Below are 13,842 nucleotides of genomic sequence, written 5' to 3' on the forward strand. Positions count from 1 at the left end.
GGAGAAGGGGACGCGAAGGGCGCCCGACGTTGCTCGCCAGGGGACGAGAGTGCCTCCGACCGTGAGAGCGAGCGGAACGGTCCGGGTGCCGAGGGACTGGGGGAGCATGTCCAATATCTACCAGTTTGCGCCAAAAAGCGTTAGTGCTGGTGAAATGGGTATTGTCACCCGGTAGTCGGGACGTTGTCCCCTGTCGTCGTTGCTGCGATCCGGCCGCCTTCATGAAGCGTTCCCACGGTGCTCGCGAGAAGCTCTCCGCATGGTCGCAGAGCGCCGGCGTCACCCCTCGATGGAGCGGAGGAGCCGTGCGGGGATCCCGCCCACGATCGTGTTGGCCGCAACATCGCTGGTCACGACGGCCCCGGCGGCGATGACCGCCCCGCTGCCGATGGTGACGCCGCCGAGGATCGTGACGCCTGCTCCGATCCACGCCCCTTCGCCGACGACGATGGGCTCGGTCTTCCCCTGGCCCGCGCGGTGCTCAGGGTCACCGACATCGTGGGAGTCGGAGATGAGCCGGGTGAACGGGCCGATGGAGACGCCGTCGCCGATGGTCACCTGCGCCCGGACGTAGACGTCCCGGTTGAGGAACACCCGATCGCCGATGCTGGTGGGACCGAGGATCTCGGCGCCACGGAGGATCCGGGTGCGAGAGCCGATGGAGATGGGAGTGCGCTCCGTGGCGGACATGGTCACGCCGCGGCCGACCCGCGACCCCTCTCCGATCGTCACGAAATCGGGCGTGCGGAAGGGCGGCCTTCCCGCGGGGTCCGACTGCTCCAGGTGGTGGCGCAGGTAGCGCACCTCGCGCTCGAGCAGGAGGATGCGAGCCTTCATATCCTCGACATCGTCGGAGGTGCTGGTCTCAGGGCTCCGCTGGGAAGCGTCGTCGGGCTGCGTCATGGTCGGTCTCTCAGATCAGGGGCGTCCCATGGACTCGTAGGTCCATCCGGCCTCGCGCCAGGCCGCTGGGTCGAGGGCGTTGCGGCCGTCGATCAGGTGCGCTGTGCCGACCGCCTCGCGCAGCTTCACAGGGTCGAGCTCGCGGAACTCCTTCCACTCCGTCAGGAGCAGGACGAGGTCGGCACCCTCGGCGGCGGCGTAGGCGTCCTCGGCGACGGCGAGGTTCGGGCGCTCCGCATGCACGCGCTCGTTGGCGGCGGGATCCGTCACGACCACCTGGGCACCGCGGCCGGAGAGCTTCGAGGCGATGTAGAGAGCGGGCGACTGACGGGTGTCGTCGGAGTCGGGCTTGAAGGCCGCGCCGAGCACCGCGATCCGCTTGTCGGTGAAGGTCCCGCCGAGCGCACGGCGCGCCATGTTCACGACATGGTCGCGACGACGGTTGTTGACGTTGTCGACCTCGCGCAGGAAGCCGAGGGCCTCGGTGACGCCGAGCTCGCCCGCGCGCGCCATGAACGCGCGGATGTCCTTGGGCAGGCAGCCGCCGCCGAAGCCGATGCCGGCGCGGAGGAACTTCGGGCCGATGCGGTCGTCCATGCCGATCGCCTCGGCGATCACGGAGACGTCCGCTCCGGTGGCCTCGCAGACCTCGGCGACGGCGTTGATGAACGAGATCTTGGTGGCGAGGAACGAGTTCGCGGAGACCTTCACGAGCTCCGCCGTGGCGTAGTTGCCCACGACGAGCGGGGTCTCGGCCTCGAACATCGGGGCGTACATCGTGTCGAGCACCTCGCGGGCGCGGGCGGCTTCGGCCGGCTCGTCGGGCAGGCCGTAGACGATGCGATCGGGGTAGAGGGTGTCCTTGACGGCGAAGCCCTCGCGGAGGAACTCAGGGTTCCAGGCCAGCGGCGCGGCCGAGCCCGCGGCGCGGAGCCGATCGCGCAGCGACTCGGCGGTCCCGACCGGCACCGTGGAGCGGCCGAGCACGACGTCGGAGTCCGCGAGATGGGGGATCAGGGAGTCGATCGCGGCATGCACGTAGGTGAGGTCGGCGCCGGCGGCGTCGACCTTCTGCGGGGTGCCCACGCAGATCACGTGCGCCTCGTAGCCGGCGGCGTCCGCGTAGTCCGTCGAGAAGCGGAGCCGTCCCGATTCCAGCGCCTCGGTGAGGATCTTCTGGAAGCCCGGCTCGTGGAACGGCGGGATCCCGGCGTTCAGGCCGTCGATCTTCGCCTGATCGACGTCGAGCCCGAGCACCTCGTGCCCGATCGACGCCATCGACGCCGCATAGACGGCGCCCAGATACCCGCAACCGACAGTCGTGATTCGCATGGTTCTGGATAGTAGCGAAGAACGTGGCATCGGAGGCGCCGGTCTCAGGCGTGCGCGAGGGTGCGCAGCGGAAGGGGGCAGGTCACGCCGCCGTACGACGGCATCTCGTGCCGCGGGCGTCCCCAGCTGGTCGCCCGGTGTTACCGCTCCGTTCTTTCCCGATCCTCTACGATGACCGTGGCGCTCGACCGAACCGTCGTCCGACCAGGGCGGGAGGTGCCGGTCCAGGACGCTGTGCAGAACGACGAGACTCCGTCGGGCGTTGCGCCTGGGCGCATCCGCGGCCCGGCAGGGGGACCAATGGAGAAGGGGCCGGAGACATGGCCGAGTTCGGGGAGTTTTCGGGCTACGAGAGCAGGGTGTACCGGTTCTCTGTGGACGCCGACGCAGTGCCCGCTGCGGTGAGCATCGTGATGGCGGGGGCGGGTGATCGGGAGTTCCTGCTCGTGCCGTCGCCCCAGACCGATCTCGCGTATGCGCAGGCGTTCGCGTCGTGGAGCAAGTCCGCGGCGCTCGGCGCGGTGTTCCACTACCTCGACGGCGGGGCGAACGAGATCGCTCTCGCCTCTCCCGGGGCGGTGCCGACGGGGCAGCCGGGCGAGATCGCCTTCGCCGTCGTCCGCTGGGCGCGCGCCAGCCGTACGCCGTTCCCGACCGCGGTCCACTGCCTGCAGCGGGTGTCCCTCGGCGAGCGAGCCCTCCTCGAGATCGTCCCCGCCGCCGGATCCACCGAAGGAGCTCAGCGATGACCGAAGCGACCGCTGCGACCCAGCCGCTCATCAGCGTCGTGATCGCCACCCGCAACCGCGCGGAGATGCTCCTCGACAGCCTGCATTCGGTGCTGTCGCAGACGTACCGACGTCTCGAGGTGATCGTCGTCGACGACGGATCCGAGGACGACACCCGCACGGTCGTCGAGGGGATCGCCGATCCTCGCGTCCGCTATGTCGGGCAGGAGCACTCCGGCATCTCCGCGGCGCGCAACCGGGGGACAGACCACGCCACCGGCGAGTGGATCGCCGTCCATGACGATGACGACATCATGCTCCCGTTCCGTCTGGCGGAGCAGCTGAAGCACGTGCAGGACGACGTCGACTTCATCTACGGCGCCTTCATCAACTTCGACGACGACACCGGCGAGCTGCAGCTCCACCATGGCCGCAACTACGGGTACGGGCCTGCGCTGATGAGCGGCTTCGCCCCGGGGCACTCGACCTGGCTTGTGCGCACCGACCTGATGCGGACCTTCCGCTACGACGAGGGCATCGAGAGCGCCGTCGACAACAACCTCGTCTTCCGGATGCTCCGCTCCGGCGTCCGGCTGGTGCACAGCGGCGTCATCTGCCTCCTCCGGCGCGTGCACTCCGGACGGATCACCAACACGGGCGGTGCCGGGCAGAAGTACGTCGCCGGGATGAACCTCGCGTTCATCTCCCAGGGCGTCCCGCCCAAGGGGAAGGACACGCTGACCAAGGCTGCCCGCCGGGATTGGGGGCCGGTCGACAAGACGGCCTGGCAGACCCGCTACCTCCCGTACATGCCCGACCACCTCGTCAAGAGGAGCGGGCACGTGTCGCTGGTCGAGCCGGTCTCCGGGACGGCCGGGCAGAAGAGCGGCGTTCCGGAGATCTCCCTCCACGTCGAGCGGGTCGAGGGCATGGACTGGCGGACCTTCATGGCCGCCTGCGGCACCGGCGTCGACGTCTCCTCGGTCCGAGCGCGCCTCGCCGAGAGCCCCGAGGTCGAGCGCGCCATCGCTCCGACGGAGATCTCCTCCCAGCTCGACGTCGCGGATCTTCGCCACGACGCGCTGGCGCGCCTCCTCGAGCTCGCACCGGCGAACGCGACCGCGGAGTACCTGGCCATCGTCAGCGCCGCGCCCGAGGTGTGGACGTCGGAGCGCCGTGGTCTGGCCGTCGCGCTCTGCCACTTCACCGAGGACGGGCAGAAGGCGCTGGTCGGTCTGATCCCCGTCCGCTCCTGGCGTGCGGCGCAGACGCTCGCCGCGAGCGCCTTCCCGGTCTCGGCCGAGGTGCGCATCCTGAGCGGCAAGCCCCAGTCCGCCATCGTGTCCGAGCTCTCCGCCGGCGCCTGACACGAGCCCCAGACCTAAGGAATCGCTATGCATATCGAGTTCGATAGTCGCGACGACACCGGTCGCACGCGGCTGCGTGCCGTGCGGGAGCCCGACGACCGGGCCCTCCCCGTCGACCAGCTGATCTTCGACGCGGAGCCGCGGACCCTGACCAAGGACCGGATCGCGATCGCCGGGACCCTCGCCTTCGGCGCCTACGCCGGAGGGCGGATCGGATTCCCCTCGAAGATCTCCTCCGCCGCGGAGGCGGCCATCATCAGCGCGACCGGGCTCCAGGTGAGCACCGGCGTCTCCCGGAAGGCCGAGACGGCGCCGAAGGACGAGCCGCTGCAGGCCACGACCCTGACGGTCCAGATCGCCGAGTCCCTCCCCGCCTCCACGCCGGGCGTGGACCGCACCGTTCTGAGCCTCGTCCAGGACGCCCGCTACAGCGGCGCCCTGTTCGGTGTGAAGGAGAGCGTCATCGCCTCCAACGCGTGGTACGCGAGCCGGCGTCTCGACGCCGCCTCCGTGCTCGCGGCCGCGGGAGTCCTCTTCGCCCAGGACCTCCTCGCCCGCGAGATCGACCTCGCTCTCCCCGGTTCCGAGAGCGCCGGGCTCTCGAGCACGGTGAGGACGCTCTGCGCCGCCGTCGGGCTCTCCCTCCAGTGAGCACGACCGTGACGTCGGACCGGCAGAGTTCTCCTGTCGTCGTCCTCGTGCGCACCTCCGCGAGCGATGCTCGGACTCGCATCCGTCCTCTCCGCCAGTCGGTGATGACGACGCTCGCCTCCCTCGGCGCCACGATGGTCGTGACCGCTGAGGACAACGTCCAGCACTATCTGGGGCGGATCGACCGCGACCGCGATGTCGTCGTCATCGCCGACTCGACCAGCGCCCTCCAGACGGCGCAGAAGGCGGCCGCCGAGAGCTCCCTCGGCGCGACCTTCTGTCTGCTCGTCGTCCCGACGACCTACTCCCATTGGGGGAAGTTCACCTCGGACTGGGCGAAGGGCCTCTCCTCGACCATCGGCGACGACACCGTCTACCTCACCGACTCGGAGCTCTCCCGCACCGTGCTCGAGTCCCATCTGTCCTCGGCGCGGGTGGACGTCCGCGTCCTGCATCCCGCGCGCGAGGCCGTCCTGGCGGACGCCATGGGGCGCACGGATGCAGGGATCGCCGACCCCCTGCAGGTCGCCATCGCTCGGTTCGAGGCGATGAAGCGATGGGGCCCCGGGGAGGACCTGCCGCAGCACAGCGGCGTGGAGTGGACCTTCGACGAGACGGATGTGCCCCTCGACGCCCCCGCGCTGGAGGTCTCGGCCGCCGAGGCCGCCGCGAACGCCGAGACCCTCGCGCGCATCCTCCGCGTCCGCACGCTCGAGGGCTCCCCGCTGCGGATCAGCGTGCTCGGGCACAAGCTCTCCTTCATCGACGAGCTCGCACGCGACCTCGCCCACAGCAGCGGCTCCCGCGTGGTGCTCGACGAGTGGAAGCACCTCGGCGCCCCCGACGACGCCGCGGCGACGCGGAAGATCATGGAGCAGTCCGAGGTCGTCATCGGTGAGTGGGGCCGACCGAACAACGTCTGGATCCAGCAGAACGCGGCGGCGGACAAGCGACTGATCGTCCGCGTCCACCGCTACGAGGTGACGACGGACTTCCCGGCCGCGATCGACATGGAGCGCTTCAGCGCCGGCGTCGTCATCGTGCCGTGGGTGGGGCGCGCGCTCGTGCAGAAGTTCGGGTGGCCCGCCGAGAAGCTCGTCTACATCCCCAACTATGTCAACGGCGCGCACTTCCGGAGACCGAAGCTGCCCGGGGCCGAGTTCACGCTCGGGATCGTCGGGATCACCCCTGATCTGAAGCGTCTCGACCTCGCCCTCGACCTGCTCGCCCTGCTGCGCGCCGAGGACCCGCGGTTCACCCTGCGCGTGCGCGGCCAGCTGCCGCCCGAGCACATCCACTGGACCACGAACCCGGCGATCGCCGATCAGTGGGGGAGCATCCGGTTCCGCCTCCGCCAGGATCCGCTCCTGCGCACTGGCGTCTTCTTCGACGACCCGGGGCGCGACATGGCCTCCTGGCTTGAGGGCATCGGCGTGATCCTGTCGACCTCCGACCTCGAGGGCTCGCATGTGGCCCTCGCCGAGGGCATGGCGTCCGGAGCGCTGCCGATCGCCCGTCCCTGGCCTGGAGTGCGCACGCTCTGGCCGCAGGATTCCGTCTTCGACACCCTCGAGGACGCTGCCGAGCAGGTGCTCCGCTCCCGCGACCCGCAGTGGCGGAAGGAGACGATCGATCACTTCGTGCGCCACCCTGCGCTCGATCAGGACCGAGTCCTGCGCGCCTGGTGGGATCTCGTCCAGGGCGATCTCGAGGCCGCCCAGAACGCGTTCCGCCCGGTGGACTGGAACGCCCCCTGGTACGAGCCCGTCGAGCTGGACTGACCCGCCGGGCTGCGATCAGCCCGTCGAGCTGTACTGTGCCCGTCCAGCTGTGCTGATGCTGCCGGCCGGTGAGAGCCGGCCGGCAGCATCACCTCACTCGGAGACGAGGCCCAGGGCGACGCTCTCGAGCAGACGAGCGGCCGCGGCGAACTCCGTCGGGTGCTCGGTCGCGAACCTCGGAGCGACGATCTGACCGACGCGCAGCGATGCGGAGACCAGGACGGCCGCGCCCACCCGCGCCGCCTCCCGCTCGGCTCCGGCGGCCATGTGCGTGGCCAGCAGGCCCACGGTGGTGGCGACCCGGATATCCGCACCGTGCGTGCTGGAGCCCTCCACCGCCGGCACGAACTGCAGACGGAGGTCGTCGCCGTCGCATGCGGGCTGCTCGGCCGCCCCGGGGCCGTCGACGAGGCGCAGTCGACGAGCTCCTCCGGGCAGGACGATCCCGCCGGAGCGCACGGGCCCGGGAGACACCCAGATCCCCTGGGCGGCGAACCATTCGCCGAGGCGCTGCGCGGTCAGCGGGGAGAGCGGCTCATCGAACACGCCGGAGCCCGCCATCCACGGGGCGAACACGAGCGATGTCCCGACCGCGAGGCGATCGGGGCTCGAGTCGACGAGCGGCCACTCCAGGCGCAGGCGAGGGAGGGGCGGATGCCCGTCGGCGTCGCCGGGCAAGGCGAGGATCTCGGCCTGGGGAGCGCCGGCCGTCGTCAGGCTCTCGAATCTCATCGGGTGGCCTCCGCTCGATCGTCATGGTCACGCAGTTCGATCACCGAGACCGACCGTGCGGCGGTCAACGATGCCGCTCTCGTCCAGGCCTCGGCGAGAGTCGCATCCTGCAGTCGGGTGAGCACCCAGATGCTCTCCTCGCTTTGCACCTCGACGACGCGGTCGACGACGAGCTCTGCCTGGCTCCATGCGGCCATGGCGGCATGCGTCGGCTCGACGTCCTGCCGGGTCGTCGACGCGGCGATCCACAGGCTCTCCGCTGCGTCCGTTGCCGTGTCCGATGCGTCGACAGTGCGGATGAGCGACACCGGATCGACCGGCGAGGCGGTCCGTGCATCCCCATCGTGCTCGATGCGGTCGAACGACGTCGACGCGCCGAAGGCATCGAGCTCGCGCCAGACGACGACGGCCGCACGGAGGTCATAGCCGGACCAGACGCTCTCGCTGTGCAGGACGTCGCCCGTCCGGGTGCGGATGCTCGAGATCGTCCAGGACTCGGAGCCCATCCCGTGGACGACGGCCTCTGCGCGCTCGATGTCATGGGACTCGGCGAGGTCGACGGTCAGACGCAGCCCGTCGCCGTCCAGGACGGCATCGGCACGGATGCCGAGCGCGACGACGGACGGAGCAGGGAGGTCGGGGAGCGTGAAACTGCAGCGTGCGAGGGTGCCGGTCAGGGCGACGGCATCGTCGATGCGCTCATCGCGCAGCCGCTCCGAATCCTCGGCGGTGACGGCTGCGACATGGTGCGCTTCCGGCCGCACGACCCAACCAGCCCCGGTGGCGGCGACGCTCCGAACGACTGTCGGCCAGCCCCGGGTCGTGAGCTCGGCGTCCGTCGGGAGGAGCGAGGTCCGCACGATCGTGGCCCTCGCGGACGGGACCGTGCCGGTGGCCGCCGTGAGGTCGCCGAGGCTCTCCCCGCCAGGTCCGATCAGGAGCTCGGCCGTGGAGGAGGACATCAGGCCCGTTCCGGGGATCCACGCCGACAGGAGCGTCTCGAGGTGCGCATCGGCCCAGATCTCCCCGGCGCGGGCGACCGCGGTGAACGTCCCTCTCGGCGTCGGCGATTCGTCACCGAGGCCTCGGACTCGCGGTCCCCATGCCGCGGAGCCGACCGCGGGCAGGGAACCGGAGACGAGCACTTCGAGATCGAGGATGCTCTGGCCCAGGATCGAGACGAGCGTGCGCTCCAGGGCGTCGGACGATCCTGCTCCGCTCTCTCCGTCCACGACGACGGTGACCAGCGGCGGCAGGTCATCCGGCAGGTACCGGGCGCGGGTGATGTTGCGGGCGAACGTCTGATCCTCGTCCCGGATCCGCCGGTTCGCCGCGACCGCGGAGTTCGCGTCGGGGGAGCGCGCCGCGCTGGCCCCGCTCGAGGGGTGCCAGACGTGGTACATCGCGATGCCGGGCTCGTCGAGCCAGTCGATGCGTGCGCCGAGCCGTTGGGCGCGACGGGCGAGGTCCATGTCCTCCCCGCCGTAGGTATGCATCCGCTCGTCCCAGCCGCGCAGACGGCCCCACAGATCACGCCTGATGCCGACGAGCCCGCCCATCCCCCAGCGGGGGCGCAGGTGCCCGATGGCCGCGAATCGCTCCCAGTCCAGCCCCTCCCGCGCGACCGTCTCGTGCGTGTGACCGGTCGGGAGATCGCGGCACTGGAGGATGACGATCTCGTGGGGATGCCGGTCCAGCTGCTCGACGACGCGGTCGAGAGCGCCCGGGGAGAACAGCATGTCGGCGTCGGTCGCGAGGATGATCCCGCCTCGTGACGTGCGGACGCCCGCATTGAGCGCCCGGGAGCGGGACCACTCTCCGTGCGTGGACACGCGCTCATAGCGAGCACCGCTGCGAGCGGCGACCTCCGCGACGGCATCTCCATCCGTGCTGCCGTAGTCGGCGATGACGATCTCGTGAGAGGTCTGCACCAGGGCATCGCGGATCGTGCGCAGCGACAGCTCGAGGCGCTCGAGCCCCCAGTCCTTGAACCCGACGACGAGGGAGGCATAGGGCCGTGCGGCGGACTCGGTCATGCGGTCGCCTCCTGAGCGGCGGGCAGCTTCGGCTGGATGAGAGACCACGTCCGGGCCGAGGCCTCAGCCTCGTCGGCCGCGGAGAACGCCATGGCCAGTGCATCCGGCGCCTCCTCGTCCTTGAGCCAGCCGACGACCTCGACGCGGACCGAGACGACCGGGGACTCTCCGACCCAGCGCCGCAGGGTGAGCGCCGGGGAGTCGGTGGACTCCGGGCTGTACTGGAAGTAGGCGTCCAAGGAGGAGGAGAAGGGCCAGAACTCCCCAGTTGGAGCAACCTCGCCCCCGTCGGCGCCACGCGCAACAAACGTGACGGCGAAGGCGCTGCTCTGCGCCCGCGCACGATCGGTGATGATGGCGCAGTCGAAGGCACGAAGCGCCTCCGGGGGGAACCAGGTGAACGCGATGCGCTCGCGAAGTCTCATTCGGCTGCTCTCCTCGTCATCAGGTACCGATCGCCTGTATCGGACGGGCGTGCGACTGGTGTGCGGATCAAGACAGGATCTCGCGTGCAGTGCGTCCGAGCCCGCCAAGGGTTCGCGCCAGATGCCGAGTCATAGGGCACTCGACCGGGTGCAGCCAGCGAGGTGACAGATGCTAGATCAGCCGCACGTTACGGCCCACCGCCGTAGGCAGGTGCTCCCCCCGGGAGGAATCTACCTGGCATGAGGCGCGCTCGTACGGAGCTCGCGTTAACCGGCGAGTTGCAGTGCGTCCGGTGGTGTGGCCCCGCGATCGGGGTTGATCGCTGGGCCCGAGGCGCACCGCGGCTCCGAGGGCCGCTCCAGGCATCGACGCGACCACGGAGCCGAAGGTTCCTGCCGAAGGTCGGAGTGGTCAGGTGCCAGGTACGCGCCCTGCGATACGCTGAGGCCCGCCGAGGGGGCGGGCAGTCCCCAGACCACATTGGACCTGAACGGATGTGATGCGCCGTGCCGAATGCCGAGGCCGCCGCCGACCTCGAGCTCCTCCGGCGAGAAGCCGAACCGGAACCTGTATCCACGCTGGTTCTGCTCGAGATCCTATTCTGCGATTATGAACGAGATCCTGAGGTGCTGGATCGCTACTTTGCGCGTTTCGAGCATTCGCTGGCCTCACTTCGTGCGCAGGAAGTCCCCGAAGGTGTCGAGCTGTTGGTAACGGTGCAGATGTCGAGTGATAAACAGCCGTGGATTGGCCGCACCGCAGAACTTCTACGCAAGCCAGTCTTCTCGCCGCGAACGCGGTTCCGCCTGTATCAGTATGAACATCCTGCAGATGGGTACCCGGGCGGTGACGACTCTCGGGTTGACTGGGTAAAGAGTCCCAACAAGCATTCCCCGTACCGCGAGAACCTATTCATGGAGTCGCATGCGGGTCTACAGGTGGAGCGTTATCGTCGCATCATCCGCGTCGGCCTGGATGACGATGATGTGTGGATGCCGTGGCAGACCGAGAATATCTGCCGCATTGCAGAGTTGGCCCGCTTGAGCCCCGAAGTCACGCATGAAGGTGTGCTTGCAATCGGCATGTTGGATACGCTTGTTGCGTACGCCGATGACGATGGATTTTCGGTGGACTCTGTTCGACTGAAGCGGTCCCTCACGGGCGACAAATTCAATGTCATCGATAACCCTGAATCCCTCGAGAGTATCGCCATTTTTCACGCAACTGCGGTACCTGAGCGTGTGGATATGGAGTCGCACGAGAGGCTTCTGCGTATCGGCGCGGGGCTATATGGCGCTGGCGGTTACGTCCCTGGGTTTGCGTACATGCGTTGGGGGCAGAACCTTTCCAGGCAAGGCAAGGAGTATCTCGAACTCAAGCGGTTCGGGGGTTTCCGTGCCGCGAGCGCTTCCGAGGTCTTCCAGAGGAGACCATCTGATGTTGCTAGAGATGAAGGTCGGATCTGGGTCAGCCTGCCGGAGAGGTCCGAAGCATTCGCCGTCGAGGCGCGTCGAGTTGGTAATTCGATCGAGGTTGATTCCAACCTCTCGAAGCAACCGGGCGCGAGTTGGAAGGTTTGCTACTACCTCATGAACGACGGCAAGCGGGTTGATGCTCGGTGGTACTCTACAGAATCCAGCACTATTTTTGAGAGTGCCCCGTCTGGCTCGAGCGTGCGAGCGTTCCTTCGCGGATCTGACGGAGTTATCGCCGCGCGAGCCGAGAGCGAGAAGCTGTGACAATTCGGTTCGAGCCGCTGGCTTCTGAGGCCGACATCCAGCAGCCAGAGTTTCGGCACCCGGTGACCCGTTGGGAGAGTGTCGAAGCTTTCCATAGCGCAGCCGAGCATGAAGACGGGGTTCATGTTATCGGAGATCGCGCGGGGCACCAGATTGAGCTGCTCACCGGGGGCAACCCTTTTGAGGCTATTGAGGGGCCGGTGCTTGTAGTCTTTTCGGGGGCTGTTAGTAAGCGTGAGGAGCGTGTTCCGCCCTTCTTCTCAGGAAGTAACTTGGCCGCATCGACGGGGCATCCTTTTGTTGCGATTTCAGATCCTGGAGTGGGCCTCACGGATACGATGGCAATCGCGTGGTACGCGGGTAGTTCGCACTTCGATACCCCTGCTGTGATTCGCGAAGTGCTATCGCCGATTTCTCGCAGGCTTGGGCGAGAGTTGTGGCTCGTCGGGGGCTCAGCAGGGGGGTTCGCGGCACTTCTGGTGGGACACTCGCTCCCGGGGGCGCCGTCCGTTTTTGTATGGAATCCGCAGACTGATTTTGTGGAGTATGGGCGTCGGTTTGTGGTCGATTATGTCAAGGCGGCATTCCCTGTCTCTGAAAAGGAGCTCTCTGGTCCGGACTATCAAAATGTTGTGAGGGCTGTATTTCGCCATTATGGGCGCACGCATTCTCTTCTGGGAGAGTTGCCTTCTCAGGGGCCTGGCAGGCTCTTCTATCTCCAGAACGCGACTGATTCGCACTTTCCGGTGCATTGTCGTCCATATCTGCGAAATAGCGACTTTACTCGATATGGTCGCGGGGTCTGGCGCCGTGATCGCGACCATGTTATCTGGATTGCGGACGTCGCTCCGGGCCACACTCCGCCGTCGCGCGAGCAGCTATCTGAATTGCTCTATAGGCTCACGCACACTGATGAGGATGTGCTGACTACAGTGCAGAGACTGGACTCCGTCGACTATTTTGATGACGATCGTAGTGCTCGCCCGGAACCGCTGGCGCTGGTCGCCGAGGAAATTCGCTCTCGAATCGAGCTTGAGTGGGACGGGGCGATGTTGCATGCCGGTGGGACGCTCCCTCGTTTCTACGGCGGCATTGAGTGGCGTGCAATTCTGATGTCCGCAGGTCAAGCAGTTGAACGGTCACCTCGAATACGAGGGCTTGGCTCGTGGCGGCCGAAAGAAGTTCCTGCACGCAGCAGATTTACGGTGATGGTCTACGACGGCTTTGGTGACGAGATCTTCAGGGAGAGCGTGCCTGTGGCGGCCAAGGCTTAGTTTGCACAATGAAAGGGGCCTCTCTGTCGAATCAGAGAGGCCCCTTCGGTACTTCAGGGTTGAGAAGTCTCTTCAGCTCAAAGCTGACCGGATTGAAGACTCCTGAAGGTCCATGAGGTCGACGACAGCTCCGTTGCGGGGTTGCGGGCACTCCAGTACTGAACAGAGAATGTCATCCGGTGTGCCCTGGAGCGGCTGGCGGCGGATGTCGATTCCGAAGGCTGAATAGTGGTCCCGGAACTTGAAGTCTCCACCGAAGACCTTGTCCGTGAGGACGAAGGGGGCAACGGGGACTCCGTAGGCGTGAGCGAAGATGCAGCCATGCAGGCTGGTTGATGCTATCGCACGATATTGAGAGAGTTGACGAACGAACTCGTCACGAGGTGCGTAGTTGTCAACGATGTTGCCGACCTGGTCTGGATATCGCCGAGCGAACTCATCTCGATCGACATCGTGAATGATATAACCCAGAGGCTTGCGAGTTTCGGTTGGCTCCATGGGTGAGATTCGAGGGAGTAGGAGGCCTGGGTCGCCGATCACTACAGGCAACTGCTTGGCGTCGCGCTCTACGATTGTCTGCGTGAGGAATCCTCTGACGGCTTCGATCCGAACCGTAGGGCTATAGTCTCGGGGGTTAGCATTGATGAGGCCTCCGCCGATGATGCGAACCGGTGCATCTACCAGAGCGGCGATCAGAGAGCCCACCAGTGCGACGGTCTCGGAGTCGAGGGCATCCTTCTGTCGGATTCCCTTGCGGACATAGGCGTCCGGGCCGATCATCCAATCGGCGATGTGGTACCCCATCATGTCGCCGAGATTTCCGGAGTCTTCGCGGAAAAAGGTCTTGTGAGCGTAGATGGAGCGCATGCTGGC

General features: G+C 67.2%; 12 protein-coding genes. 6 read left to right on the plus strand and 6 right to left on the minus strand.

All coding sequences use genetic code 11. The features are described 5' to 3' along the window. Nucleotides 1–279: 279 nt before the first annotated feature. Together ACXET9_RS09310 and ACXET9_RS09315 are read right to left on the minus strand one after the other, a co-directional pair. Entirely contained in the window at nucleotides 280–903 is a 624-nt protein-coding gene (locus tag ACXET9_RS09310; RefSeq protein WP_457886295.1) for an acyltransferase, read from the minus strand. Nucleotides 904–918: 15 nt separating this feature from the next. After that, a complete protein-coding gene (locus ACXET9_RS09315) occupies nucleotides 919–2,235 on the minus strand; it encodes a UDP-glucose dehydrogenase family protein (RefSeq protein ID WP_457886296.1) in 1,317 nt (438 codons plus the stop codon). A 374-nt stretch (nucleotides 2,236–2,609) separates the two neighbouring features. Between ACXET9_RS09315 and ACXET9_RS09320 the strand changes: the two genes are divergently transcribed. From ACXET9_RS09320 to ACXET9_RS09335, 4 genes are all read left to right on the plus strand, one after another. Further along, on the plus strand, nucleotides 2,610–2,984 hold the full coding sequence (locus tag ACXET9_RS09320; protein ID WP_457886297.1) for a hypothetical protein: 375 nt from the start codon (nucleotides 2,610–2,612) through the stop codon (nucleotides 2,982–2,984). After that, nucleotides 2,981–4,330 (plus strand): glycosyltransferase family 2 protein, encoded by a 1,350-nt coding sequence (locus ACXET9_RS09325; protein ID WP_457886299.1) that lies wholly within the window; start codon nucleotides 2,981–2,983, stop codon nucleotides 4,328–4,330. Before ACXET9_RS09320 ends, ACXET9_RS09325 begins: the two co-directional genes overlap by 4 nt. Before the next feature lie 27 nt (nucleotides 4,331–4,357). Further along, complete coding sequence (locus ACXET9_RS09330) at nucleotides 4,358–4,981, plus strand: hypothetical protein (RefSeq protein ID WP_457886300.1); 624 nt, start codon at nucleotides 4,358–4,360, stop codon at nucleotides 4,979–4,981. A 104-nt stretch (nucleotides 4,982–5,085) separates the two neighbouring features. Further along, nucleotides 5,086–6,762, plus strand: coding sequence for a hypothetical protein (locus tag ACXET9_RS09335; protein ID WP_457886301.1), 1,677 nt, complete (start codon nucleotides 5,086–5,088; stop codon nucleotides 6,760–6,762). A gap of 93 nt (nucleotides 6,763–6,855) precedes the next feature. Here the strand turns inward: ACXET9_RS09335 and ACXET9_RS09340 are convergent, their stop codons facing one another. Genes ACXET9_RS09340 through ACXET9_RS09350 form a run of 3 tightly spaced genes read right to left on the minus strand, consistent with a single transcriptional unit; the run spans nucleotide 6,856 to nucleotide 9,955 of the window. Then, nucleotides 6,856–7,494 (minus strand): hypothetical protein, encoded by a 639-nt coding sequence (locus ACXET9_RS09340; protein WP_457886302.1) that lies wholly within the window; start codon nucleotides 7,492–7,494, stop codon nucleotides 6,856–6,858. Next, nucleotides 7,491–9,530 carry a glycosyltransferase gene (locus ACXET9_RS09345; protein ID WP_457886303.1) on the minus strand — a complete coding sequence of 680 codons (2,040 nt, stop codon included), beginning with the start codon at nucleotides 9,528–9,530 and terminating at the stop codon, nucleotides 7,491–7,493. The genes ACXET9_RS09340 and ACXET9_RS09345 overlap by 4 nt, the downstream gene beginning before the upstream one ends. Continuing rightward, nucleotides 9,527–9,955, minus strand: a complete 429-nt coding sequence (locus ACXET9_RS09350; RefSeq protein WP_457886304.1) for a hypothetical protein — start codon at nucleotides 9,953–9,955, stop codon at nucleotides 9,527–9,529. The genes ACXET9_RS09345 and ACXET9_RS09350 overlap by 4 nt, the downstream gene beginning before the upstream one ends. Nucleotides 9,956–10,462: 507 nt before the next feature. Between ACXET9_RS09350 and ACXET9_RS09355 the strand changes: the two genes are divergently transcribed. Together ACXET9_RS09355 and ACXET9_RS09360 are read left to right on the plus strand one after the other, a co-directional pair. Continuing rightward, nucleotides 10,463–11,695 (plus strand): hypothetical protein, encoded by a 1,233-nt coding sequence (locus ACXET9_RS09355; RefSeq protein WP_457886305.1) that lies wholly within the window; start codon nucleotides 10,463–10,465, stop codon nucleotides 11,693–11,695. Further along, a complete protein-coding gene (locus ACXET9_RS09360; protein WP_457886306.1) occupies nucleotides 11,692–12,969 on the plus strand; it encodes a hypothetical protein in 1,278 nt (425 codons plus the stop codon). The genes ACXET9_RS09355 and ACXET9_RS09360 overlap by 4 nt, the downstream gene beginning before the upstream one ends. 72 nt (nucleotides 12,970–13,041) lie before the next feature. On the opposite strand, the gene ACXET9_RS09365 is transcribed toward ACXET9_RS09360, so the two are convergent. After that, nucleotides 13,042–13,836 carry a polysaccharide pyruvyl transferase family protein gene (locus ACXET9_RS09365; RefSeq protein WP_457886308.1) on the minus strand — a complete coding sequence of 265 codons (795 nt, stop codon included), beginning with the start codon at nucleotides 13,834–13,836 and terminating at the stop codon, nucleotides 13,042–13,044. Between the last annotated feature and the right edge of the window lie 6 nt (nucleotides 13,837–13,842).

The organism is Brachybacterium netajii (SeqCode), from assembly GCF_054114245.1.